We start from the raw sequence: 26,605 nt of genomic DNA on the forward strand, positions 1-26,605 counted from the left end.
TATAATGGAAGATGGTGTCTTTAGAACAGAGGTGAACCAGTTACCCATGGCTAAAAAGGGTATGATCGAGCGGGAAAAGAAACGCCAAAAGCTAGTACAGAAGTATGCTCAGAAGCGCCAAGAGTTACTTGAGCAGTTCCGGAAAGCTGATGATCCAGGGGAAAAATTTGAACTCCATCGTCAAATCCAACGTCTCCCCCGTAATAGTGCTCCCAGTCGTTTGCGCAATCGCTGTTGGGCGACAGGCCGTCCTAGAGGATATTACCGCGATTTTGGCCTATCTCGCCATGTGATTCGGGAAATGGCCCACGAGGGGCTATTACCAGGAGTGGTCAAATCCAGTTGGTAGATTAGAGATAGGGATTGGCTGACAATCCCTAGCCTTGACCACAACAAGTATCAATCCCTAGACTTTGAAGCAATAAATCACTTACTGCATTGGCGATCGCAAATTCGCCATAAAAGCTTTCGGAAAAATCAAATCCCTGCATTTCAGTGACAATCGCAATCACTAGGGAACCGAGATCTGTTTCCCCTTCCAATCGATGTCGTACATAGACTTGGGTGGCTCGCTGGGCAATCTGATGATTGACTGGTTCTGGTAGAAACTCTCGATCGAGCCACTGATGCAGGGTTTTTTGTAACCATTGTCCCTCCTGTTGTGCATCTCTAGCTAGAGGTAACGTAATCGGTTGAATCGGTTCAGTCATAGATATAGTGCTTTTTTCTGGTAAGGGGTAATCAGTAATGGGGAATAGTTATAAATAATAAGTTAAGGTCTTTCGCCGTTTTGTCAATGGACAAGCCGAGAGGTAAACAGCACGACTCAATCGGGACAACCAAGTTTTCCCCTTTCCTTGAAGAGCCACCTTCAGATTGATGAATTATAGTAGAATACTATGGATTATGATATCCCCTTAATTGTTGACGGGTATCGCCAAGGCTTTTTCTTGATGTCCGAAGACGAGGATGAAAAAAAATCCTCGACCTTAAGCTGGTATTCAAGTAACGCTCGTACTCTGATCCCCCTCGACGATCGCTTCCGATATCCGAAATCCCTGCAACGCGTTCTGAACCAAAACCGGTTTTCGGTAGCCATTAATCGTGATTTTGAGGCAGTTGTAGAAGGATGTGCCGATCGCCCCTCAACCTGGATTTCCTCAGAACTCAAAGCTATTTATTTGGCTCTGTACCGCGCGGGATGGGCCTATAGTTTTGAAACCTGGCAGGATGATACCCTAGCTGGAGGGATTTTAGGTATCGTCATTGGTGGGGCTTTTATTGGGGAATCCATGTTTTTTCGGATTCCCGATGGCTCTAAGGTAGCCATGGTCAAATTAGTTGAATGGTTGCGCGATCGCCACTTTCTCCTCTTTGATGCACAAATGATGAACCCCCATTTAGCTCGGTTCGGTGCCTATATTATCAGTAATTCAGAGTATCAGGCTCTCTTACCAATAGCCGTTAAACGACCTTGCTCGTTTTACCCTTAATTTAATCACTGAAAAGAGAACTGCTATAGTATAGCGTTACGATTTTCTACCACTCGAGCTTCAACTGACCCGTTGCTCTAAGAAAGCATATTGCCGAATCAACTCCACAATTTTTTTATCTTCAAACTGTTCAGCTAACTCAAGAATGCAATGGGCAAATTTCAAATAGCTCGGGCTTAAAGCTTTCAAGCGTAAACTTTCCTGTTCAATTACCTCAATATCGCCAATTTGAGCCGCATTATATAGGGTTATCAGTTCGCCACTGGGAGGAATCTGAGAAGCCTCTAAGGAAACTTCTATAGAGGGTTGAGAAGCTAAACTCTTATATTCCCTGAATTCCTCTCTTTCAAAGGGATTAAGCATCCGATGCATAGTTTGCAGAACTTGATGACTACAGATTTCAATGCTGTCTAAGTGAGATTTTTGTTGTGGAGTTAGATCCGACTCACGATAGAGCATTTGGATATGACCTAAAATGCCATGTAAGGGAGTGCGAATCTCATGATTGAGATGATCGATCCAGGTTAGTTCTAGAGGTTGGTAATCAGCGACAGGAGAAGGAGAATGATGTTCTTCTTGAGTGTGAAGGTCTTGAAATTGATGGGACACTTGGAAATGGGTTTCTAATCGCGATAATAATTCTTCTGCTTCAAAGGGATTGAGTAAGTAATCGATTTGATAATCGAGATAAAAAGGATAATGATCCATGAGATCTTCTAAGGTTGTCATCGCTACCATAGGAATCGATTTCATCACAGCTTGACCACATAAGGACGTAATCCATGCCAGATTTTCCGGATGTGCCTCACGACGATCAATTAAGATTAAGTCAGGGCGATCTTTTAGAATTTTAGTAGATTGCCCTTCTCTATAGGATAGGGTTTGCACTTGATAGCCACTCTCTTGCAAAAGGCTCAGGATGCTTTTTAAATCGCTTAAAGCGTTGTAGATGACTAAAATCTTTTGCTCAGGAGTTAGCATAGTTTTAAATTCCTTTATTAACTGGGATTATTTTTTGGACGAATTGGCTGCAACACGACTTTGAGGTTGATTCATGTTTTTGCTCAACTTTAAGATTTGTTCTTGTCCTTGGATCGCAAGCGTTTCTAAGGTAGCAACCCGTTGTTCTAGGGCTACGTACTGTTCGGGGGTCGGTTGATCGGAGGGTAGTATTCCCTGTTCTACACAGCGCTCCATAAAGCTGATAAATGCTTCTGTAGCGGTGGTTTTGCCACAAACGGTTTTGAAATCTTTCCAAAGCTTCTCATCCGTCTTAAAGGTGACTAACTTACGTTTGGCAGTCATCAGCCTATCTTTTATCTATACGTCATCTATATGATAACATGGGTGAATAGGTTATGGACAAGTTAAGAGTGGAAGGAAATCTAAAAAATATAGCGCGAAGCGCTAGGCAATAAGCCATCTCCGTGTCCCCGTGTCTCCCTATCCCCCGATCGCACCCTCAATTTCGATCGCATGATAGCCTCGATCCAGCAGTTGGGGATTTTCGTACTCGTGGAGTGCCTGCTGCCAAATGCTGTAACCCTGGCGACTCAGATGAATGCCATCAGTCGTTAGATTCCGGTCTAGGTTTCCTTGGTCGTCGGTAAATTGAGAATAGAGATCGAGATAGGTAGCTCCTTCTTGATGGGCGATCGCTGCTAACTGTCCATTAAGATAACGAATACGCCCATTGCCAATCGCCTCTAATCTTGTGGGTAACAGGGACTGGAGAATAATTTCTGAGTTGGGGTGCTTGTGGCGTAAGGTTTCCACGATGGTGCGCCAATTTTGGATAATGACCTGATTACTGACTCCCTGACGCAAGTCATTAATTCCAGCTAAAACAAAAATGCGATCGGGTTGGGTGGAGTTGAAAAAATGCAAGCGTTGGAGAATATGTCGAGTTGCTTCTCCTGAGACACTTTGATTCAGCCATAATTTACCTGGGGGGAGTTGGTCATGGGGAAACCAAACACTGAGGGAGTCTCCCACCAATACATTTAAGCGATTTTTTCCTTGACCGCTGGCGATCGCCTTAGCTTCTAGCTCTAATAACCATTGCCATTGTTGATGAGTCGGTTGTTCTATTGCCTTGGTCCAGCGATCGGCAAAACTATTAACCGACAAACGAGTATAGATTTTCCCTGCCTTCAACGCCGCCAGTCTTTGTTGATACAATTGCTTCCCGGATACCGGCCGCCATTCAACGGCAGCCGCAGAGGTTACGGTTTGGGGCGTTACAGGCCGTAAACTCGCCGGTCGATCCAGACTCCACTGAGCTACCCGATTCGATTGACTAAACTGGGGTTGAAAGTCATCAACTGTAGGCAAAGTATCTAACACTTCCTCAACGATTCGTGCTAAGGACAGATCGGAGGAAGCATCGGATACGGGAGGAACGAACTCATCCATTGGCAGAACGGTGAGCAGTCCATCCCCCAGATTGCTACCTGTGCCTTGGGCCAATAGACTGAGGGCCAATAAACTATAGTGACTCATACTAGCGGATACTAACAACACTTTTTTCTTTGACAGCCGTGAGTATCCGAGTCAGGATAAGTTGGAATCAGGCCATAGGTAATGGCAAAGGTAATACTATCAAGTTCGAGTAATTAGTTTAACAATGCAGGGATTGAAACGCACTCCTGCATTGTTCTGGTAGAACAATGCAGGAGTGCCTGTTGCCCAAGGTGAAGCATGGCATCATAGCCAATTAACCAGACTTGATCTAACGCTCAAAACATGACCTATTCCCACATTAACCTTTCGGTATAATGTGGTCTTCTGGGCAAACTAGCTAAAAGATTTGACCTCTTGTCTAGCCTTTTCTGCTTCCTCCGGATGAATGCCCAAGCGAGTCAGATTAATGCGTCCTTTATTATCAATATCGCGCACTTTGACAATCACTTCATCGCCTACAGCCACCACATCTTCGACTTTACCGACTCGTCGATCTTCCAACTGGGAAATATGGATCATGCCTTCTTTACCCGGAAGGTACTCGACAAAAGCGCCAATGGGAATAATACGAGTGACTTTGCCCAGATAAACATCCCCTTCTTCAGGCTTTTTCGTCATGTTTTGGATCAGGTATTGAGCTTGTCTAGCTTTTTCCGGATCGGAACTATAGACCATGACCGTGCCATCATCTTCGATATCGACTTTAGCTCCAGTTTGTTCCGTAATGCCCTTAATCGTTTTTCCACCTGGCCCAATCACTAAGCCAATCCGTTCGGGGTCAATTTTGAATGTGACGATCCGAGGGGCATAGGACGATAGGTTTTCGCGAGGGGTGCTGATGGTGCCGGTCATCTTTTCTAGGATATGTAACCGGGCTGGTTTGGCTTGTTTAATCGCATCAGCAATCACACTTACCGGTAATCCAGTAATTTTCATATCCAGTTGCAGGGCGGTAATTCCGGAGTCAGTTCCGGCAACCTTAAAGTCCATATCGCCAAGAAAGTCTTCGATGCCTTGGATGTCGGTCAAGATACGCACTTCATCCCCTTCTTTAATCAGGCCCATGGCTGCACCACTCACGGGTTGAGAAATGGGGACACCGGCATCCATGAGACTTAGGGTTGAGCCACAGACCGATCCCATGGAGGTGGAACCGTTGGAGGAGAGAACTTCAGAGACCACCCGGATCACATAGGGGAAGTCATCTTTAGGAGGTAGTACGGGGATAATGGCCCGTTCGGCTAGAGCACCGTGACCAATTTCCCGACGACCGGGCGATCGCATGGGTTTGGTTTCTCCCACAGAATAAGGAGGGAAGTTGTAGTGATGGATATAGCGTTTTTGGGCATCGGGATGCAGGTCATCGAGTTCTTGGGCATCTCCAGAGGTTCCCAGGGTGACGATGGACATCACTTGGGTTAATCCTCGGTTAAAGAGAGCACTACCGTGAACCCTAGGCGGTAATAGGCCAACCATGCAGGAGATGGGACGAACTTCATCGAGTTTGCGTCCATCGACACGCACTCCGTCGTCCACAATTTGTTTACGCATCAGCTTCTTCGTCAAGCTTTTGAAGGTTTTGGAGATCGCCTTATCATCAGCTTCTGCGGCTTGACGAATGGAGTCGTTTTCTGGGAGTTCGGCGATCGCCCAGGAGACTTCAGTTTCTTTAATGTCGTCTAGGAGCTGATCGCGGGTGGGTTTATCCAGGTCAAATTGGGAAAGAATGCCTTTAATTTTCTCCGTAGCGCGATCGCTAATAAATTGCGTTAGGGTTTCATCTTCTTGAGGGACTTCGGGAATGACTAATTCGATGCCCATTTCTGCCATTAATTCCCGTTGGGCAGTAATTAAGTCACAAACCGCTTCGTAACCAAAATCGATCGCCTCGATGATATCTTGTTCTGGCAGTTTGTTGGCTCCCGATTCCACCATAATCACACCATCGGGCGATCCAGCCACCACTAGGTCGAGGTCACCATTCTCCACTTCTGTATAGGTGGGGTTAATCACAAAATCATCGCCAACTAATCCCACTCGTACAGCAGCCATGGGCCCGTAAAAGGGGATTTTCGCTAACATCACCGCTAGGGACGCGCCAGTGACCGCTAAAATATCGGGGGGAACCCGGTCATCCATCGATAGGGTTGTGGCTACGACTTGAATATCATCCCGTAACCAGGAGGGAAACAGGGGACGTAAGGGGCGATCGATTAAGCGACTGGTTAATATGGCTTTTTCCGAGGGTTTTCCTTCTCGACGCAAAAATCCACCTGGGACTCGCCCCGCAGCATAGAGTCGCTCTTCATAGTCAACCAGTAGGGGTAGAAAATCGATTCCTTCCCGTGCTTCAGCACGAGTTGCCGTCACTAAAACTGCTGTATCTCCCGATTGGATCAGAACTGAACCACCAGCTTGAGGCGCAAGAATTCCTACTTTGAGCCGAATATCCCGTCCATCAAAGGATATTGACTTGTCTATCTCTACCATGCCGTTCGTTACCTTTTATTGACACATCTTTTCATTTCTTCTCTGTGGCAATCCTAACATTGATGTTTACCTGATGGTGAGAACGATCAGGTTTTTGAGTGTTTCAGCAGAGAGGACAGGGAAGCAAAGACTTTATTTTATCAGGGTTGGGGACAGTTGAGAAGCGATCGATTTCCAGCCCACAGTGGAACGAATATTTGTCCAAGGGGATTTATACTCATATCAAATCTTTAAAAGGCTTGCTACAGAGGATTGACACAGAGACACGGAGACACGGGGACACGGAGATTGGTGTGTGGCACGAATAAATCAATTTGATAGTAAGATAAGCGACATCGTTTTCAAAAGCCTATTGAGTTTAAGATCAGCTTCTGTTTTTATTGTTTTCAAGGCTAACTTGTACAGATTATTCCTTAATTCAAGCTCTAGTGATTTACGATTAATATCCATAAGCTATTCCATCAATGCATCAAATTAGTTGTGTCGCGGCGCTAGGTTGGGTTTAGAAAAATCATAGATATCTTGGAATACTTGTGCCCAACTTTGAGCCAGGGAGTCGAGGAGGCGATCGCCAATTTCAGAGGTTGCACCTGTTGGATCGCCAAATACCCCACTTTGACTCAGTTCATGGGTTGCCCAAGCAAAGGGGAGTTTTCCTTCCATAGACAGTAGGCTATCTTCTGGGGGTAACCCTTGAGGATATTCTTTCACGGCTCGTTCCATATGCACTTGATCGGGGAGTAGGGAGAGCAAAAGACTGGTTTCTCCCAGATCGGCGTGAATACTTAATTCTGGATGGGGTTGTTGTTTGAGCAGTTCACCCGATGCATTGGGAACGCGCCAGACAAAGAGGGGAAAGACCATCAGATCCGGGTATTGGAGATGCAAATCACGGGCAATAATGCTAATAACTTCAGGTTGTCCTCCATGGGCGTTGAGAAAAACAAGTTTGCGAAAACCAGCGCGATAAATGCTCTCTCCTAGTTCTTTGAGTACCGCAAGCAAGGTTTGGGCACTGAGGGTAATGGTTCCTGGAAAGTTAATGTGTTCGTTAGATTTGCCGTAATATTGGGTGGGTAAGGCGTATACTGGTAGTGTTTCGGGAATGAGTTCTAAGGCTTTTCCTAATACTCCAGTGGCGATCGCCGAATCCACAATTAAGGGTAAATGAGGTCCATGTTGCTCAATTGCCCCTATAGGTTGCACAATCACCACATTTTCTTTATGGGGCATATCCCGAATCTCGGTCCAAGTTAAATAAGGGAAAAAGCGATGGGGAGGAATAAAGCTATGCATCATTTTAATTGAGGCCGTCCACTAGGCACATTCTAGGCGATCGCGTCCTTTTTGTTTCGCTTGATATAAAGCACGATCAGCTTGAGCAATGAGTAACTCCGGAGATTGAATATCCCCAGGAACCACCGCACTGACTCCTAAACTTAACGTTACCCAGGAACACACCTGAGAATGGGCATGATCAAGCCTGAGTGTATGAATGGCTTGGCGAAGACTCTCTCCCACTTGAGCCGCTTGCTCCAAGGACGTTTGGGGAAGAATAATCCCAAATTCTTCCCCCCCATAGCGAGCGGCCAAACTTTCGGCTGTCGGTAAATGATGGGAAAGGGTTTGAGCTACTTTAATTAAACAGCGATCGCCCCCTTGATGGCCATAATTATCGTTATAGAGCTTAAAATAATCCACATCTGCCAAAATTAACGCCAAAGGCCGTTGCTCTAGCTTCAACTGTTGCCATTGCTCGGCCAAATACTGATCGAAATAGCGACGATTGGCAATTTGAGTCAGACCATCCAGATTCGCTTGATTGGTTAATTCTAAATTCGCTTTCTCCAGGGCTAACTCAATCTGTTTGCGCTTAGTAATATCCCGAAACGTTACCGTTAACCCATCTCCAAGTTTGACTAACAAAATCTCAAACCAACATTCAATGTCATCATGAGCATAATAAATTTCTTTTTGGATCGCATGTGAGGTTTCTACCACCGAGATAAACTCATTGAATAGCCCATCGAGTTTTAAACCCGGCAAGGCTTGCAATAACGATTTACTCGATAATTGAGATTGGCCTAATAATTGATAGGCCATAGGGTTAAGCAATAAGCAGCGAAAATCAATTATCTTTTCTTGATGATCTCGGATAGCTTCTAAGGCCGCTATACCATCTAGGGAACTGTTTAAGATTCCTGATAGTAGGGAACGGGATTGAGCTAAAGAGGCTTCGATAGACTTGCGCTTTTCGATTTCTGCGTATAAATGTTGATTTTGGGTTTGCAGTTGCAGTTGTAGAGAGCGCAACCGGAGCTGATTTTCAATTCTGGCTAAAACTTCTATCCCTTCAAAAGGCTTAGTAATATAATCGACCCCTCCCACTCCAAACGCTGTCACTTTATCCAAGATTTCATCAGAAGCACTCAAAAAAATAATCGGGATATCTTGGGTTTTAGGGTTGGATTTTAGATACTCACAAACTTGATAGCCATTCATTTCTGGCATCATTATATCCAATAAAATCAGACTTGGAGGAGAAGACAATGCAGAGCGTAAGGCAAACTCACCATTACGAGCAACTCGGACTTTATAGCCTTCTTTCGATAACAGTTGGGTGAGTACACTTAAGTTCGCTGAAGTGTCATCAACCACCAAGATATCGATTTGATCTGTATGGTTCTGATAGTGATCCATAGCCAGTGAATAGTCGATAGTGGACATTGACTTCTTACAGAAGTCAGGCAAAAGGCACAAGGCAAGAGGCAAGAGTCATAAGAATATATGATGACTGCATTACTATTCCCTATTCCCTAGCGCGAAGCGCTATAAGATCTTATGTTTAGACTTCCTGAAGGCATTCCCAATTTACCCGATCTTACCCATGCCGACGAATTAATGCAGTTTGGCAGTCATATTTTTAATGCTTTTCTCATTTTTATTCTGGTGGTGGCAGGATTTGGTTTTGTCTTAGCGGCTTTGGGTTTTGCCCTGCGACGGGATCGAGATCCTTCGGCTTGGACGCATAAATGGTTACAACGCTATGATCGGCTCTTGGAACTTCTGCAACATGGTGTGGTACTGTTGATGGCGATCGCGATCGGCTTTTTCTTCTGTACGACTCTAGCTAACCGTTATCATCATTGGGAACAAGCCAAAGTCGTTGAATCTGCCCAGATCCTCTCTAGGGAGAGATTGGAACAAGCTGCTCCCCAAGTGCGCTACACCATTCCTGAAACCTATCGCTATAACCAATATGTCGATGGTGAGTATGTGGAGGTGGAGGAAGTCCGAGAGGTCAACCGCTATTTGACTTTAGAAGCTTCTGAGATTGACGTATTGCTCAATCAGGTGATGGATGTGCAAACGAATCTCCCGGTTTATCAGGTTTCTTTTGATGCTCAGTATCAGGTAACGAATCTCTTGGGAGAGAAGGAGGCTTTTTTCTTTGAAATCCAGCCTCCCTACAGCTATACGATCCTCCAGAATTTTCGTATCGATCGCGATGGGCAGCGTTTAGAACCCATTAATCCCGGAGATTACGGTTTTCCGTTTAGCTTAGAGTCTAAAGAAACTGCCCAATTTCGGGTTACTTATCAAGTTCAAGGGTCTCCGCGATGGGTCTATAATGCCAATGGACAATTATTATCCAATTTTCAGTTAACGGCGATCGCCAATTTTCCTAAAGCTGATTTTGCCAGTGGTATCGTCCCCACTCAAACCCTCGAAGAAGGACAAGGTAAACGGTTTATCTGGGTATTTGAAGATAACGTTTCTGTCCGTAATCCCTTCGGTGTATTTACCGCTACGAGTCCTGTGGGCAGAACAGGAGTCTTGCCCCGTCTACTGTTACTCACTCCTGGTTTATTGCTCTGGTGGATTGGCTTGCTGTATTTATCGTTACCTTTGCAACTGCGAGATGTGGCGATCGCCTGTGGCGTGTTTTTCGCCTGTATTTTTGCCCTCACCTACGCCAGTCGCGTCCTTAGCCCAGAACTATCCTGGGTTCTCCTCTCTTTTGTGTTACTTCCCCTAGCTTGGGGATTAGGTGACAATCGTCGAGAATCCTCTGCTGCACTCATTGCCACTATCTCCGGAGCCGTTTTACCCGTTTTAGGGCTATTGGTTGCCTATAGTGGGTTAACCTTAAGTTTAGCTGCCCTCTTATCCGTCACTTGGTTAGCCGTTCATCACTGGTATGGGTGGTATGTCATTCCGCCGAGACTTTAGAAGGGATGAGGGAATGGGGAGATAGGGAGATAGGGAGACGTGGAGATGGGAGGATAGAGAGATAAGAAAAAATTATAACTTTTCTCTCTCCATATGAAGTATAGCTTAAAGCCTTAGACCCTAAGCCATACAAGCTATTGCTATTCGTGCCTATTGCCTAGCGCGAAGCGCTATAGAATCAAATAACCTTTAGCTTTTTAATCTAACTATTTATGTTTTATCAAATTGCCTTAGCCTCCATTATTGCTTTGTTCTCGATTGAGTCTTTACCGACGATCGCGTCTGCGACTGACGTATTCAACTCACGCTATGAACGAGATTCATCTGAGACTAAAGAAGTTGAAGAGAGAGCAAAAATCCAAGCCTTACTCGACGAAAACTTAAACGCTATCAATGCAGAAAATGTTGAGAGATATATGAACACAATGCACCCGGATTCTCCCCAATGGGAAATCACAGAACAAACGGTGCTCTATTCCATAGATTTAATGGATTTAAGATATGAAGTGAACGATTGGGAAATTGTTGAACTCATGGGTGATAAAGCTCAAATTATGGCCACTCAAACGACGACCAAAATTGGAGGTGATGCTCAATTTAGAGACAACCAACTGATCGTACTTCATACCTTAAAAAAATATAAGGGTAAATGGAAATTTTGGACATCGGAGATTCAAAGTATAGAATTTCTGAATTAAAGAACTTCCCCGATCGTAAGATAACTATTACAGCGCTTTGCACTGCTATGAGGGACAGTATTGCATCCTTAAAGCCATATACCACAACCCTATTCCCTATTCCCTATTCCCTAGCGCAAAGCGCTATAACTGTTCACTATCAACTCTACACTGTTCATCCAATGAGTAGCCAAACATCAGTAGCCGCAGTTCAAACCATTAAAGTCACCCTGCTCTTAGCTGGAGGTCATCAGTATACCCTGTCTCTGCCCTCCAATTCTCCTATCCTGGTAGCGGTGATGAAAGTCTTGGCTGCCCAGATAGGAAACCAGGGAAGCTCTGGTTCTCAATTATTTCAAATTCCCTTAAATGACGATCGCCAGGCGCTATGTTTTCCCAGTCATCAACTCATTGGAGTCCTTACAGAGCCGCCATTATATGTGCAACAGAAAACACAGCAGATGGCTACTCCTGCACCTCAACCCCCGGCTCCCATATCGAATACCATTACCTCCCGCTTTGTCCATTTAGATAACTTCCTGAGTGACGAAGAGTGCGATCGCTTACTCAAATATGTCAAAAAACGTCAAAAAGATTTCACGAGTACCACTACATCCACTGGAGAAGCAGACTATCGCTATTCCACCGTTCTCTATCACTTCCCCGAATTCTCCGAGATGATGATTGAACGGATAAAAGGGATAATACCAGAAGTTTTACCCCAACTCGATCGCCCCCTGTTTGAACCCCACGATGTGGAAGCCCAATTAACCGCCCATAATGATGGTCATTATTTTAGGCTCCATAATGATAATGGCTCTCCAGATACTGCCACCCGAGAGCTAACCTATGTTTACTATTTCCATAATCAACCCAAAAACTTTAGTGGGGGAGAGCTGCTCCTTTACGACAGTACCATCAAAAATGGGTATTATGCTAAAGCAGATACGTACCAAACGGTTGAACCCCGACATAACAGTATTGTCTTTTTCCTCAGTCGTTATTTACATGAAGTCCTACCGGTGCGTTGTCCCTCGAAAAAGTTTACCGATAGTCGGTTTACGATTAACGGTTGGGTGAGAAGAGCGTAGTAATCTATAGCGCTGCACGCTAGGGAATAGGGAATGGGGAATAGGGAATAGGTTATGTTAGCTGGGTTTCAGTATTGAACCGGAGTCCTAACCGACTCTTTCTCTGCTATAACTGGTATTCACCTCCCTTTAGTTGATGCACTTCTGATTATCCACAGGGGTTTCATCCGAGTCCGGTAAATCTTGAGCTGAGGGTAAGTCATGTTTGGGATGGTATTGGAAGTGCATAAGTTCACAAGGAATTTCTCTTTATTCCCTAATTTTGATGGGCAGCATAATGAACCAGTTGACCGAGTTTGTGACGCAGGGTTTCTAAACCCAGACGCGCACTAGCGGAGATAAACAGAGCTTGGGGATAGTTTTCTTGAGCTAGAGCCAGGGTATCGCCATCGACGCGATCGATTTTGTTAAACACCATCAAACTAGGACAAGGTTCGATCTCCAGATCCGATAACAGGGTAGTTACCGACTCCACTTGTTGTTCCCACGCAGGATGGGAGAGATCGACCAAATGCAACAGGGCATCCGCTTCAGTGACTTCCTCTAAAGTCGCCCGGAATGCATCCACCAGGGGAGGGGGCAGTTCGTGGATAAATCCCACGGTATCTGTCGTTAGAATAGTTTGCGCTGCTCCAGTAACGGCATGGGGAACAACTAAACGGCGGGTGGTGGCATCCAGGGTAGCGAACAACTGGTCAGCCGTATAAACTTCAGCATTGGTTAGGGTGTTGAGCAGGGTGGATTTACCTGCGTTCGTATATCCAACAATGGCGATCGCCGGAATTTCCCGATGTTGCCGCTGATGACGCAAACGACCTCGGTGAGCTTGCAGTTGGCTCACTTCCCGTTGCAAACGAGACAAGCGTCGTGAAATCACCCGCCGCTCAGTCTCTAACTTGGTTTCCCCTGGGCCTCTGGTTCCAATACCTCCACCCAACCGAGACATCATTTGACCGCGCCCCGTCAACCGAGGCAACATATATTCAAGTTGCGCTAACTCCACCTGGAGTTTCCCGGCACGGGACTGGGCCCGTTGGGCAAAGATATCTAAAATTACTTCAGTACGGTCTAAGACTCGAATACCAATTTGGGTTTCCAAATTTCGCACTTGGGCTGGGGATAAATCCCGGTCAAATACGACTAAGGTGGCTCCTAGGGTTTGGGCGGTTAAGGCAATATCCGAGACCTTACCCTTACCAACCACGGTTTGCGGATGGGGCTGCGATCGCTTCTGCTGCATGCTTTCCAAGACGATACCGCCAGCCGTTTCCACCAACCGAGCTAACTCTTGCAACCCTTCTGAGAACCGTTCGGGACTAGCTCGATCCACCTGTAGACCCACCAATAATACCCGGTCTTGCTCCGTATCAACGGCTTGAGCAACCGCTTCTCTGCGAAATTCATTTTCCAGTTCTTCTACCAAGTCCAGAAAATCTGAATCAGTCAATTCCTCCAAACTCACAGGAGGAGAAAGAATCCAATTCAGTTGCGGATCGGCAATTAAATGGGCGAGATAGGCTGATTTAACATAGCCCGTCGCCCCTTTACCACTACGATAGGAACCCCCACCACTGAGAGTTAACACCGCTAGAGCATCCAACCGTTGTAAAGCCATGGCAGTGAGCGATGACTTATTGGGCGGAGTCTGCTTCAGTTGGGTGGCAATACAGCGAATACCGCTCAGTCGCTCCATGCCATATCGGGGCAGTTCCAGAGGGGGGATCTGGGTTTGGTGGGGACTCCCGACTCCTACGCGAATGACGTGACCGCGACGGTTAATGTAGCTACAGACGGGTTGATTAATATCTGAGCTAATGGCAGCAACGCGCTGGGCAAATTCGGACGTAGTTAGGCGATCGCCCGGTAGCCGTTGATGATACAACCGTTGCAATTGTTTGAGTTGACTCGGCTTTAATCCTTGAATGTTGCCGTAGATAGTATCGATAGGCTCTCTCTCCCTGAGCAGTCGCACAAGATTAAACAGATGTTATCCCAATGGGGATAACACGATTGTAGTATATCGATTCTGTCCGGTTGTCTTTAGCGATAAATTTTAATGGAAATCTGGCCGCGATCATAAGCGAATCTCGATGATCTGTCCGGGTTGAATGATGACTGGCAGATAAGGATTGACAGAAGTCAGGCGATCCGATTGTCCTTGAATGGGGAAGGTACGGTCAGAGCCTAGAATAATCGCAGTGGCTTGAAAGCGACTCTGTTGGCCTTGGGTTTCAAATTGCCCAATTACCCGTGTTCCTACGGGGATCAGTAAACTCCCCTGCCGATCTGTGATGGCTTCATGAACCATTAACACTTCTTGTAGGGGAATACCGGGAGTGAGGTAAATGCTCTCCTGGCCTGGATAGCGCAATTTTAAACGAGTTCCGCGAGGGAGGGACGATCTAGGATTCTGAGCAATTCTGGTTCCTGAATTCGACGAGGGCAAATCTTGCCCAAACTCGATGGTAGGAATCACTGTAGAGCGGATAGGGGGCACATCCAAAGTGGGGGCAGGAGCTTGAGGGAGAGATCGCCTTCTGATTCCGACTAAATCTGGTGTCGTTTCTACGGATGCCGGCTGGGTGACCAGGGAAGCGGCTGATGCTCCAGGGGTGGGTTCTTCCGTATTGCCAGTTGGCGCTTGGGACTGACGGGGAAATAGGGGAGGAACCGAGACGAGGGGCTGATTGGCTGGAGGTTCAAATGTGGCTGGAGGGAGAGTTAGGGTTGATGTTGAGCGATCTTGAGTAATCAAGGGACGAATCACGGTTCTATAGAATCCAGCAGATGTGGGAGAGGATTCGATCTGCACTGATTCTGGGGCTAATGTCACCCCAGGAGATAAGTATAAAATTAACTTTGTCTTATCGGATTCTGAAGTCTCTAAGGAAATTTCCTGAATCAATCCAGAGTAAAAATTGCGATCCGTAGGTACTTGAGTTTCTGTATCCGGTAATTCTAAAATAATTCTCAGGGGATTCTCGACAACGAAGTAGCGAGGTGTTATTTCTCCTTGAAAGATTAATTCCAATTGAGTCTTCAGGGGGTCATATTGCCATTGTCTAAGTTCGGCAGCTAGAGCGGGAAAAGCCAGGAAATATAAGGCGATTGCTCCAATCCACCCTAAGGAATCCAGGACAATGTTGAGTGGAGACCTCCAAAGTCTCCGACTTAATGCTTGCATTTGTCTGTAATTCATATCACACCTTTTTGAGCGAATAATCACAAGTTGATTAGGGTATTGTCACATCAAGATTTCATGAATTCTTAGATACTAATAGATAGAGTTGCGTAAACCTAGGGGGGAAACGATGCTATGTACTTGTATGAACACTACTCAAAACCTGAGACCCATATTCGACGGATGAATTTTTCTGAGGGCATTGACCCCCGCTCAACCCCCAATATCCATCAAAGACTGGTGAAACGAACCCAACAAATGGCCCAAGCTAACTTAGAGTTAGCGGATGAGGTTGCCAAACGGAGGCAGGCAGAAGAAAAATATCGCTCCATGTTTGAGAATGCCATGGAGGGAATATTTCAAAGCACTCCAGAGGGTGAGTTAATCAGTGCGAACCCAGCTCTGGCTGGGATTTATGGTTATTCTACTGTAGAAGCTCTGAAGAATGAGGGAATTCGAGTAGGAGATCTGTATGTAGATAGAGACCGTCGCCAGGAGTTTGTAGAGCAATTAACGAAATACGGACAGGTGTGGGGTTTTGAATCCCAAATTCGCCAACCGGATGGCCAAGTGATTTGGATTTCGGAAACGGCTAGGGAAGTGCGGAATCCGGCAGGAATTCTTCTATATTATGAAGGGATAGTTCAGAATATCACCGATCGCAAACAAACAGAATTGGCGCTTAAAGAGTCAGAGACTTCTTATCGTCAACAGTCCGAAGCGCTGCAACAGGCTTTAGAGCAAGTACAACTGGCCCAAAGTCAATTGGTACAACAGGATAAGATGTCTTCCTTGGGGCAGTTGGTTGCGGGAGTAGCCCATGAAATTAATAATCCAGTCAGTTTTGTCTGTGGGAATTTGACCCACGCGATCGCCTATACTCAAGACTTGTTAGAGTTAGTAACACTCTACCAAAACCAATATCCAGAACCTGGGGCCGAAATTCAACAGGCCCAAGAGAATCTAGATGTAGAGTTTTTGGTGGCAGATTTACCCCAAGTTCTTGCTTCTATGGAAGTGGGAGCCAACCGCATTAATCAACTGGTTCGGAGTTTGCGTCATTTTTCCCGTACAGACGATCAAACTCTGCAACCGGTTGATTTGCATGAAGGTTTGGATAGCACCTTGATGATTTTACATAATCGCTTGAAAGCGAAAGGCAGTCAACCGGAGATTGTAGTACAGAAACACTATGGTGAAATTACGCAGGTTGTCGGATATGGGGGACAACTCAATCAAGTTTTCATGAACTTGTTAAGTAATGCGATCGATGCGATCGAAGAAAGACTCGAACAAGGGGGGTATAAGACGGAAGATCCCCAGATTCAGATTACGACTTCCTTATCTTCTAGCGATCGTGTAGAGATTCGCATTGCGGATAATGGTACAGGTATGACTCCAGAGGTTCAAGAGAAAGTTTTTAAAACTTACTTTACCACCAAGCCCCTGGGTAAAGGAACAGGATTGGGACTATCTCTGAGCCAACAAATTATTACTGAACGCCATAATGGACAGTTGCGATGTGAATCTCAACCAGGTGAAGGAACAGCATTCATTATTGAGTTAGAGCTTACCTAAGCCATTATCGATTGCTATCACTATATCGCTCTTGTGCCCAGGGTTCTCCGCGACGATGATAGCCATTACTCTCCCAAAAGCCTAACTCTTCGCGATCGAGAAATTCTAAACCATGAATCCACTTGGTGCTTTTCCAAGCATATAGATGGGGGATGACGAGGCGAACGGGGCCCCCATGGTCTGCGGATAGAGGTTCACCAAAGAGAGTATGTGCAAAGAAGTTATCTTCTTTTAAGAAATCCTCCAGAGTCAGATTAGTGGTATATCCTCCATAGGCATGTTGCATCAGATAGGTCGCTGTAGGGTTAAGGTCTACCTGTTTCATGAAATCCATGACCCGAACCCCACGCCATTGCACATCTAGCTTTGACCAGTGGGTAACACAATGAAAATCTTTGGTGAAGTCATGTTGGGGCATCGCCATCAAGTCGGAGAAGGTGAAGCTCACTTCTTTGGCTAATCCCCATACCTTCAATTGCCAGGCATCGGCCGTAACTTCGGGCGTTTCCCCATACGTGAGGACGGGAAACCCCTTACTGAGATGTTGCCCAGGTGGAGTGCGATCTTGCAAGGACGGATCGGGTTTGCTGAAAAATTTACCAATTGCCATACCACAAAGCGTTGAGGGTTTTCCTCTCTATAATAGTCAAGAATGGGTGACCTGATGCCACCCATTCCCAGACCTTTCCCCAGTTTTGATAGGCAATTTACTCTTCTTCTTCATCCTCATCAGAAGGATAGACAAAATTGGATCGTCCCGTAAGGATGGACTTACCCAGAGACATAGCTTTCTGGGCTTCTAGTGCTGCCTTGCGTTTCCAGACAGCGCGACGCTGATTGCGTTTTGTTTTAGAGGTTTTCTTCTTTGGAACAGCCATAGGATGTCAGAGTCCCTTTTAAGAGGGCAATTTTTCCACAACCTTTCAATTATACAGAAGGCAATAGGCAATAGGCAATAGGCAATAGGCAAATGAGTCAAGGTTTCTCTCTCCCATTCTCCTCCATCTCTGGGTCTCGAGTGTGCCCATGTCCCCCATCCAACCCCCTCTTGTGACCAAGGACAATACCCGATACATTAAAGACAAATTCAAAGACACTAACCATCAAGGCACTAGGTATATTAGGAGTGGGTCATGGGAAAAACTAGGGCGATCGCCATCGGCATTAATCAGTATCAGTATTTCCAGCCGTTAAGCTATGCCCAACAAGATGCCCAAGCATTTTGTGATTTTTGGACGTATCAAGCTGGGTTATCTCTGGATCAATGCTTACTCCTGAGTGAGGTTTCTCAACCCATTCAGGGTGAATCAACTTACCCGGATCGCCCCACAATAGAAGGATGGATGGAGAAAATTTCTAGTGGCAATCATCCACAATTCCAGCTCGATCCAGAAGATCGCCTCTGGCTGTTCTTTAGTGGTTACGGTTCCAGTGTCGATGGCCAAGACTATCTGATGCCCATTGACAGCGATCCCAATCAAGTCAGCACCACAGGAATCTCTATGGCTTGGTTATTCAACTCTCTCGCCAACTTACCGACTCAAAATCTGTTGGTGGTGTTAGATATGAATCGGCCATCGAGTTTGCAAATTGGGGGACTTTTAGGGAATCAGACCGCTAATTTAGCGCGAGAACTAGAAATTGCCACTCTTCTTTCGTGTCAACCCGGTCAATTTTCCCAAGAGACCTTAGAATTACGACAAGGGTTATTTACGGCTGCTTTGCTGGAAGGATTGCGATCAGGTCAATGCAGTACATTAGCGAGTTTAGATCATTATCTGCACCGTCGGCTAATGGAATTGAGCGATCAACACAATCGACCCAACCAACAAGCCTTGATGGTGGTGAATCCTCCCGGCCGAGTTCATCGGGTGATTTTACCGATTGAGGAGACCGAAACAGAGGAAGCCTTTTCTCAAAGTTCCAGTACCGCTGAACCACTAAGTGTTCCGTCCGGTTCTGGGGTTATTCCTCAGCCAAGCCCTGTTGCCCAGAAAACCTCAACAGATATTCATAAGCCTATGGAACCTGACAAAAAACCCCAATCTCAAGACCCCAAATCCAATGAAGAAGATGCACAATTTTGGCGATTACTGATTCTGGCTTGGGGGGGTATTGCCCTAATTTTGATTGGAGGAGTCTTTTTACGCAATCGTAATGCGTTAACTACGGTCGAAACACCACCTAGTCCAGCAGTGACTGATCCAGTTGCGGGTTCTCCGGCTCCAACTCCTGCCGCAAGTCCTTCGGAAGTGGTGGTGATTCCTGCCCCGGCTGATTCTCCAGTCGCGGCGACTCCAGCTCCTTCTCCAGCGGTTCCTCAAGCTCCAGCGACTGTAGCTACACCGGCTCCCGCTCCCCAACCTCAGCCAGCGAGTGCCCCAACCTTGACCCAGGTGACGAGTATTTTAGGCTCTCAGCAAGCATCGCTGTATGTAAAGGCGATTGAAGAAGCGCGGAAAATTTCGGCAGATAATCCCAATTATGCTGAGGCTCAAGGAAAAATTGAGCTATGGAGTCAAGCCATTATGGATATTGCCATGGGTCGGGCAGCTCAAGGGCAGTTTGAGGGGGCGATCGCCGCTGCTCAACTGGTGCCACCCGAAGTCTCGGCTTATTCAGCAGCCCAAAGTTCAATCACCACTTGGCAACAGCAGGCAGCTCAAGCCAAGGCGAATCAGGTGGTGATTCAACAAGCCAGTAGTAAGATTAAGGCCAATCAAGCGTCTTCTTATAATCAGGCAATCGCCCAGGTGAAGACCATTGGGGCGGATCAACCCCGATATAACCAAGCTCAAACACTGGCCAACCAATGGAGTAGTGAAATCCTCAAAATTGCCTACCGTCGGTTAGCCAGTGATGGTCCGGCACAGGCGATCGCGGCAGCTAAATTGGTTCCCGAAAACACAGGAGCTTATGCAGAGGCCCAACGGGCGATCGCCGTTTGGCAAACTCGCTTATAACGCATAGCCCTGAAAGCCAACAGATTCACAACTCTGAAGGGATACAACGAACCGGTTGTATCCCTTATTCATTAGAAAATTTATTACCGATTGCCTTGGGGCACAGCAGAATCCTAAAAAAGGTTTAAACTTCTTTACGCACAGTTCCCCTTCCAATCTTTTATACTGGCCAAGCTACCGATCAAGGCAATGATAGTTACTTTTTCCCCCTTATAAATTCCATGTCCGATGAGTATATTGTGGTTAAAACCAGTGAATATACTTCCCTTCAAGAGGAAGTAAAACGCCTCAGAGAACGGGTATGGGCACTTGAACAGCCGACCCAAATTCAACCTGAACCTATCCAGGTGGCTCAACAAAAAGCCCTTTTAGCCGTCATTACACGCATTCGTCAATCTCTGGATGTGGAAACTATTTTCCAATCAACAGCGATAGAAGTACGACAACTGTTAAATGCCGATCGGGTAGGCATGTATCAATTTGCTGAAAACTCTAACTACCAATGGGGGGAATTTGTCTCCGAGGATGTCTTACCTCCTTTTTCTTCCACTTTAGCTGCTCGGATTGAAGATCACTGTTTTGGCGATAATTATGCCCAATATTACCAAGAAGGACGAATTTGGGCTTGCAATGATATTTATGCACAAGGTTTAAATACTTGTCATATTCAGATCTTAGAACAATTCCAAGTCCAAGCTAATTTGGTGGTTCCCCTCCTAAAGGGAGAGATATTATGGGGACTTCTCTGTATTCATCAGTGTGGCGATCCTCGATGTTGGCAACCCCAAGAAATAGAATTTGTTTCCCAAATCGCGGTTCATTTAGGAGTTGCTCTACAGCAGGCAGAAGTCTTAGCCGGGCAAAAACAACAGTCAGATCGGTTAGCTAAAGCGGTAGCTCAGGCTGTGGATCGGGAACAGGCGATCGCTGCTGTAATCACGAAAATCCGCCAATCCCTCGATCTCGATACTATTTTTCGCACCACCACCGATGAAGTCCGTCAACTGCTCAAAGCCGATCGAGTCGTCATTTATCGTTTTAACGAAGATTGGAGTGGAGAATTTGTTGTAGACTCCGTCGCTCCGATGTGGAAATCCTTAATTATCGGGCAACAGAAAAATCCAAATTTGAACGGTCAGATTAGTGAATGTAGTCTCAAAAACCTAGAACATTTGTCCGTCACAGATACTTACTTCCAGCAAACCCAAGGCCAATTATTTAATCAAGTGCAATTATTTCGGGTTTGTTCAGATATCTATAATAGTAATTTTTCTGAATGTTATATTCAGGCCTTAGAATCCTATCAAGCTAGAGCCTATGCCATTGTCGCCATTTATCAACACCAGCGTCTATGGGGCTTATTAGCTGTCTTTCAAAATTCCGGCCCCAGAGATTGGCAAGAGATTGAAATCAACTTCTTAGTTCAGATTAGTTCTCAATTAGGAGTGGCGATTCAACAAGCAGAATTATTAGCCCAAACCCAAAAACGCTCTAGCGAATTAAAAAGCACATTAGATGCCCAACTGCAAAAACGAGCCAATGAATTAGAGCAAGAAGCACAACGGGAGAAGGCGATCGCTGAAGTAATTGATAAAATTCGTCGTACCCTAGACTTAGAGACTATTTTTCAAACGGCTGCAACAGAAGTCCGACAACTGCTAAATGCAGATCGAGTCGCTATTTTTGAGTTTGATCGCGAGTCCGACTGTACTCAGGGAAAATTTGTTTCTGAAGATGTCTTACCTAGCTTTGAATCAACCTTAACTCAAAAAGTTTATGATTATTGTTTTGATTGGCATCAGAACAATAATCATAAACCCGGAAAACTACAAGCCATTTCCGACATTTTTACGGCAGATCTATCTCCTTGCTATTTTAATATCTTAAACAAATTTCAAATTCGTGCCAATCTAGTTCTCCCCCTAGTTAAAGGGAATCAGTTATGGGGTTTGCTATGTATTCATCAATGTTCCAAAGCCAGAACTTGGGACCCCAAAGAAATTGAATTTACCCGTAAAATTGCCATTCAGTTAGGCGTAGCCTTACAACAGGCAGAATTACTCTCTCAAGCACAAAAGCGATCCAGTGAATTACGAATAACCCTAGCAGATTTAAATGCCATTGTTGATAATTTAGCCGATGGCTTATTAGTGACTGATACCCAAGGGAGAGTAACTCGGTTTAATCCTGCTCTTTTGTCGATGTTTAACTTAGAACGATGGCAACTAGAAGGACAGAATGTTTGGACGATTTTCTCCCCTGAATTAGAGGAGTTGATCGCATTAATTCATAATCGAAATCAAGAAATTATTACCCTTGATGTGAAGTTGGGGAATCATCGCGAAGGTCAAGCCTTAGCGACGAGTATTATTAAGGAAGGAGAAGGAATGGAAGGGGATCAATGTATGGGTTCAGTGATTCTCATTCGAGATGTCACTGTCGAGCGGGAAGTAGATCGGATGAAAACTGATTTCTTAAACACAGTTTCCCATGAATTGAGAACCCCTTTAACTTCAGTACTAGGATTTGCAGAAATGATTCAGGAGAAGCTGGAAGAAATTATTTTTCCTGCAACTATACAACAGGATAGAAAAGTGAAGCGATCGGTTGTCGCAGTCAGTAATAACATTGACATTATCATTTCTGAAGCAGAACGGTTAACCTCCCTAATCAATGATGTATTAGATATTGCAAAAATGGAATCTGGTCGAGTAGACTGGAATATTCAACCCGTTAATCCAAAGGTGATTTTAGATCGAGCGATTGCCGTAACTTTTTCTCTCATCAACAGTAATAATTTACAGTTAATCAAAAAAATCCATCCAGATTTACCCGTGATTGAAGTTGATACCGATCGCCTGATTCAAGTCCTCATTAATTTAATCTCTAATGCTGTAAAATTTACCGAACAAGGAACCATTACTTGTGAAGCAGAGGTTGCAGACAATCACCTGGTGGTTTCCATTATTGATACAGGTATAGGTATTGCACCAGAAAACCAGGATACTGTATTTGAGCGGTTTAAGCAAGTGGGGGATATTTTAACGAATAAACCTAAAGGAACAGGTTTAGGATTAGCAATTTGTAAACAGATTATTGAATATCATGGGGGTAAAATTTGGGTTGAAAGTGCCCTTAATCAAGGAAGTAAGTTTTCTTTTTTGCTTCCCCTCGATCCAAAAGTGGTTAGACAGCATATAGAGGAATTCAATGAATAAAAAAGTCTTAATTGTTGATGATGAACCTAACATCCTTATCCTCATGGAACAAGCTCTTGAAAAATTGGAGGATGAAGATGACGTAATTCTCTTAACAGCTAAAAACGGTCAAGAAGCATTGCAGGTAATTGAAGAAGAAAACCCTGACTTAGTTTTTTTAGATGTGATGATGCCTAAGATGAATGGACTAGAAGTTTGTGCCCAAGTTAAAGAAAATTCTAAGTTTGATAATATCTATATTATTATGCTGACGGCAAAAGGTCAAGAGTTTGATAGAAAAACAGGCATAGCTGTAGGAGCAGATTTGTATATGACTAAACCTTTTCGTCCGAAGGAAGTATTGGCTAAATCAAGAGAAATTCTTGGATTTATAAATGAGTAAATTTTAATGATAAATATTAATTTTAAAAAAATTGTCCTCAAGCCTAGAATAAAAAAAATCATCCAGCGGCTCACTAACGATAATCATCAGATAGGGATTTTAGACGATCGTCAAATTCCCATTTTAGGAGAGCTAACCCTAGCTAATGCCCAAGGATATGAAATTGCTGTAGAAGATAAAATTTTAGGTTGGGTCGTCAGCGAAGATATCCATGATTCGATTGCCCAACTGGTTATTTATTTAATTGAAATAGAAGTCAACAAAAAAGTGTTAGCGGCTGATGCTTTAGACAAATACGAAGAACTAAACTTTTTGTATGATATCTCCTCTAAAATATCTACGTGTTTGCATGTCCATGAAGTGATCAAGCTCATGGCGAATGAAGCATTCAAACAAATACCGGGTAATGCATTAGTGGTCATGATTTATAATGCTTATGAACAATCTATGCAAACTTTTTATCCTAAAACTGATGAAAATCAAGTCATCTTAGGGAAGAAAATTCCAACTAATATCGGAATTTATGGTTCTGTTTTTAATTCAGGAAAGGCGGAAATTGTAAATCAGGTGACTTTAGATCCTCGATTTATTCCTCAAGATTTTGAAATTGTGTCTATGATGTGTTGTCCGTTAATGACACAAACGGGGAAATTAGGCATAATTCAAATTAGTAGCGATCGCGCTCTAGACTATACAGCCCAAGACCTCAAATTATTTACAGCTCTAGCTTCCCAAGCCGCCGCATCAATTCAGAATGCTCTATTTTATGAACAACTCCGGGACTATTCCTATACCTTAGAGAGAAAAGTAGCTGAAAGAACCGCTGAATTAGAGCGAGTAAACCAAGAATTAAATCAACTGGCTAATTTAGATGGCTTAACCCAAGTGGCAAACCGTCGCTGTTTGCAAGAAACATTTGATCGAGAATGGTCTCGACTGGCAAGGGAGAAATTGCCCCTATCCATTATTATCTGTGATGTAGATTATTTTAAGCGTTATAATGATACTTATGGGCATCAAATGGGAGATGAATGCTTACAAAAAATAGCCGAAGCAATCAAACAAGCTTTAAAAAGACCAGCGGATTTAGTGGCTCGATATGGTGGAGAAGAATTTGTCGTAATTTTGCCCAATACTCAAGCATCTGGAGCTTGGATAGTTGCTCAAGAAATCCAAGAGCATGTGCGTCAACTATCCCTCGATCATCAAGCCTCACTCGTTAGTCCTTTTATTACGATGAGTATGGGACTCTCTTCAACCATCCCCACTCACGAAACGTCAGGAGAAGAATTGTTTGAAATTGCGGATCAAGCCCTCTACGAAGCTAAAAAACAGGGTCGCGATCGCATGATATTTCGGGAATTCAAATCGCCAGATCTTCAACCTCAATAACCCAAAGTGCCAGAGAATGATGGTATCTCTAGGCTTTAGTGTATCATTCATCATTCATAGTGAATTCAATATTTCATTGCTAAACTAAGATCGGATCGCAATCTTACGTTGAGAACCCAAACGCTATGGTTGATGCAAAAAACCAACCCTCTGTCCCCCATGTCGTGATTGTTGGAGGAGGCTTTGGGGGGCTTTATGCAGCCCAAAGCCTAGGCAAAGCACCGGTTAAACTGACCTTAATCGATAAACGCAATTTCCACCTATTTCAACCCTTACTGTATCAAGTGGCGACGGGCAGTTTATCTCCTGCGGATATTTCTTCTCCTCTGCGCTTGGTTTTAAATCAAAATAAAAACACCCAAGTCCTTTTAGATCATGTAAAGGATATTGATCCCGATCGCCAACAGCTTACCCTCGACAACCGTACCCTCTCCTACGATACCCTGATTCTGGCCACGGGTGTGAAGCATCACTATTTTGGCAACGACCAATGGCAAAATATTGCCCCTGGTTTGAAAACTATCGAAGATGCTCTGCTCATGCGTCGCCGCATTTATGGCGCATTTGAAGCCGCAGAAAAAGAAACTGATCCCGAAAAACAAAAAGCTTGGCTGACGTTTGTGATAGTCGGTGGTGGCCCGACTGGAGTAGAATTAGCAGGGGCGATCGCCGAATTAGCCCATAGCGTCCTCAAAAACGACTTTCATCACATCAACACCACCAGCGCCCAAATTTTGCTCCTAGAGGGTGTAGATCGCATCTTACCTCCTTACGCGCCAGAATTGTCCATTAGAGCAGAAGAAGACCTTACCCAGCTAGGAGTAAGGGTACAAACTCAGACCCTAGTCACCCAAGTCACGGACAGTTCAGTAACCGTGCGGCAAGGAGAAAAAGAAAACGTAATTCCTGCTCGTACCATTCTCTGGGCTGCTGGGGTCAAGGCTTCGAGTCTTGGGAAAGTACTCAATCAGAAAACCGGAGTTGCCCTAGATCGGGCAGGTCGGGTAAGGGTAGAAGAGAACCTAAGCATTCCCGGTTATCCGAACATTTTCGTTATTGGTGACCTAGCCAACTTCTCCCATCAAGGAGAGCAACCCTTACCCGGTATTGCCCCGGTCGCTATGCAACAAGGTAAATATGTGGCCCAATGGATAAAACAGGAACTGCGCGGCCAAACCCATTCCCCCTTCCGCTATACCGAAGTTGGAAGTCTAGCCGTAATTGGTCAAAATGCGGCGGTGGTAGACTTAGGATGGATTAAGCTCACCGGATTTATTGCCTGGTTAACCTGGGTATTCGCCCATATCTATTATTTAATCGAGTTTGATAATAAATTAGTCGTCATGGTCCAATGGGGATGGAACTACCTGACCAGTGGAAGAGGAGCACGGTTGATTACCGGTGAAGATTCTCTTCCCAAAGGAGTAATGAGTAATGAGTAATA

At 44.8% G+C, this 26,605-nt stretch carries 22 protein-coding genes; 11 read left to right on the plus strand and 11 right to left on the minus strand.

The features are described 5' to 3' along the window. Positions 1-46: 46 nt before the first annotated feature. Positions 47-349 carry a 30S ribosomal protein S14 gene (gene rpsN / locus PN466_RS12960; protein WP_271940139.1) on the plus strand — a complete coding sequence of 101 codons (303 nt, stop codon included), beginning with the start codon at positions 47-49 and terminating at the stop codon, positions 347-349. Positions 350-377: 28 nt separating this feature from the next. Here the strand turns inward: rpsN and PN466_RS12965 are convergent, their stop codons facing one another. Then, positions 378-710 (minus strand): hypothetical protein, encoded by a 333-nt coding sequence (locus PN466_RS12965; RefSeq protein ID WP_271940056.1) that lies wholly within the window; start codon positions 708-710, stop codon positions 378-380. A 189-nt stretch (positions 711-899) separates the two neighbouring features. Between PN466_RS12965 and aat the strand changes: the two genes are divergently transcribed. Further along, the gene (aat, locus tag PN466_RS12970; RefSeq protein ID WP_271940057.1) at positions 900-1,493 is read left to right on the plus strand and encodes a leucyl/phenylalanyl-tRNA--protein transferase; all 594 of its coding nucleotides are present in this window, start codon (positions 900-902) and stop codon (positions 1,491-1,493) included. A 60-nt stretch (positions 1,494-1,553) separates the two neighbouring features. Here the strand turns inward: aat and PN466_RS12975 are convergent, their stop codons facing one another. From PN466_RS12975 to PN466_RS13000, 6 genes are all read right to left on the minus strand, one after another. Beyond that, complete coding sequence (locus PN466_RS12975; RefSeq protein ID WP_271940058.1) at positions 1,554-2,474, minus strand: histidine kinase dimerization/phospho-acceptor domain-containing protein; 921 nt, start codon at positions 2,472-2,474, stop codon at positions 1,554-1,556. Positions 2,475-2,501: 27 nt separating this feature from the next. Beyond that, positions 2,502-2,798, minus strand: a complete 297-nt coding sequence (locus tag PN466_RS12980) for a hypothetical protein (RefSeq protein WP_271940059.1) — start codon at positions 2,796-2,798, stop codon at positions 2,502-2,504. Positions 2,799-2,936: 138 nt separating this feature from the next. After that, positions 2,937-3,995 carry a GDSL-type esterase/lipase family protein gene (locus PN466_RS12985; RefSeq protein WP_271940060.1) on the minus strand — a complete coding sequence of 353 codons (1,059 nt, stop codon included), beginning with the start codon at positions 3,993-3,995 and terminating at the stop codon, positions 2,937-2,939. A 294-nt stretch (positions 3,996-4,289) separates the two neighbouring features. Continuing rightward, complete coding sequence (locus tag PN466_RS12990; RefSeq protein WP_271940061.1) at positions 4,290-6,446, minus strand: polyribonucleotide nucleotidyltransferase; 2,157 nt, start codon at positions 6,444-6,446, stop codon at positions 4,290-4,292. A 474-nt stretch (positions 6,447-6,920) separates the two neighbouring features. Further along, complete coding sequence (locus PN466_RS12995; RefSeq protein WP_278003082.1) at positions 6,921-7,745, minus strand: creatininase family protein; 825 nt, start codon at positions 7,743-7,745, stop codon at positions 6,921-6,923. Positions 7,746-7,763: 18 nt separating this feature from the next. Next, complete coding sequence (locus PN466_RS13000) at positions 7,764-9,173, minus strand: diguanylate cyclase domain-containing protein (protein WP_271940062.1); 1,410 nt, start codon at positions 9,171-9,173, stop codon at positions 7,764-7,766. A gap of 114 nt (positions 9,174-9,287) precedes the next feature. Here PN466_RS13000 and PN466_RS13005 point away from each other — a divergent pair, with 114 nt between their 5' ends. The 3 genes from PN466_RS13005 (at position 9,288) to PN466_RS13015 (ending at position 12,447) form a co-directional block, all read left to right on the plus strand. Next, positions 9,288-10,679: a hypothetical protein gene (locus tag PN466_RS13005; protein WP_271940063.1), complete on the plus strand. Its 1,392-nt coding sequence runs from the start codon at positions 9,288-9,290 to the stop codon at positions 10,677-10,679. 212 nt (positions 10,680-10,891) lie between these two features. After that, positions 10,892-11,377, plus strand: a complete 486-nt coding sequence (locus PN466_RS13010) for a hypothetical protein (protein WP_271940064.1) — start codon at positions 10,892-10,894, stop codon at positions 11,375-11,377. Between the two features lie 161 nt (positions 11,378-11,538). After that, entirely contained in the window at positions 11,539-12,447 is a 909-nt protein-coding gene (locus PN466_RS13015; RefSeq protein WP_271940065.1) for a 2OG-Fe(II) oxygenase, read from the plus strand. 256 nt (positions 12,448-12,703) lie between these two features. On the opposite strand, the gene hflX is transcribed toward PN466_RS13015, so the two are convergent. After that, the gene (hflX, locus tag PN466_RS13020; RefSeq protein WP_390889999.1) at positions 12,704-14,392 is read right to left on the minus strand and encodes a GTPase HflX; all 1,689 of its coding nucleotides are present in this window, start codon (positions 14,390-14,392) and stop codon (positions 12,704-12,706) included. A 129-nt stretch (positions 14,393-14,521) separates the two neighbouring features. After that, complete coding sequence (locus PN466_RS13025) at positions 14,522-15,646, minus strand: AMIN domain-containing protein (protein WP_271940067.1); 1,125 nt, start codon at positions 15,644-15,646, stop codon at positions 14,522-14,524. 165 nt (positions 15,647-15,811) lie between these two features. Between PN466_RS13025 and PN466_RS13030 the strand changes: the two genes are divergently transcribed. Next, complete coding sequence (locus PN466_RS13030; RefSeq protein WP_271940068.1) at positions 15,812-17,206, plus strand: sensor histidine kinase; 1,395 nt, start codon at positions 15,812-15,814, stop codon at positions 17,204-17,206. Positions 17,207-17,210: 4 nt separating this feature from the next. Here PN466_RS13030 and PN466_RS13035 read toward each other — a convergent pair whose 3' ends face one another. Next, positions 17,211-17,816 (minus strand): sulfite oxidase-like oxidoreductase, encoded by a 606-nt coding sequence (locus PN466_RS13035; RefSeq protein WP_271940069.1) that lies wholly within the window; start codon positions 17,814-17,816, stop codon positions 17,211-17,213. A 97-nt stretch (positions 17,817-17,913) separates the two neighbouring features. Further along, positions 17,914-18,084 (minus strand): 50S ribosomal protein L32, encoded by a 171-nt coding sequence (rpmF, locus tag PN466_RS13040; protein WP_271940070.1) that lies wholly within the window; start codon positions 18,082-18,084, stop codon positions 17,914-17,916. Between the two features lie 255 nt (positions 18,085-18,339). On the opposite strand from rpmF, the gene PN466_RS13045 reads away from it, so the two are divergent. From PN466_RS13045 to PN466_RS13065, 5 genes are all read left to right on the plus strand, one after another. Further along, positions 18,340-20,169 carry a caspase family protein gene (locus PN466_RS13045; RefSeq protein WP_271940071.1) on the plus strand — a complete coding sequence of 610 codons (1,830 nt, stop codon included), beginning with the start codon at positions 18,340-18,342 and terminating at the stop codon, positions 20,167-20,169. 221 nt (positions 20,170-20,390) lie between these two features. Beyond that, on the plus strand, positions 20,391-23,387 hold the full coding sequence (locus PN466_RS13050; protein WP_271940072.1) for a GAF domain-containing protein: 2,997 nt from the start codon (positions 20,391-20,393) through the stop codon (positions 23,385-23,387). After that, the gene (locus PN466_RS13055; protein ID WP_271940073.1) at positions 23,380-23,769 is read left to right on the plus strand and encodes a response regulator transcription factor; all 390 of its coding nucleotides are present in this window, start codon (positions 23,380-23,382) and stop codon (positions 23,767-23,769) included. The genes PN466_RS13050 and PN466_RS13055 overlap by 8 nt, the downstream gene beginning before the upstream one ends. A gap of 6 nt (positions 23,770-23,775) precedes the next feature. After that, the gene (locus tag PN466_RS13060) at positions 23,776-25,161 is read left to right on the plus strand and encodes a diguanylate cyclase domain-containing protein (protein ID WP_271940074.1); all 1,386 of its coding nucleotides are present in this window, start codon (positions 23,776-23,778) and stop codon (positions 25,159-25,161) included. 125 nt (positions 25,162-25,286) lie between these two features. After that, on the plus strand, positions 25,287-26,603 hold the full coding sequence (locus PN466_RS13065; RefSeq protein WP_271940075.1) for an NAD(P)/FAD-dependent oxidoreductase: 1,317 nt from the start codon (positions 25,287-25,289) through the stop codon (positions 26,601-26,603). Positions 26,604-26,605 lie beyond the last annotated feature (2 nt).

This window comes from Roseofilum reptotaenium CS-1145 (assembly GCF_028330985.1).
Taxonomy (GTDB): domain Bacteria; phylum Cyanobacteriota; class Cyanobacteriia; order Cyanobacteriales; family Desertifilaceae; genus Roseofilum; species Roseofilum reptotaenium.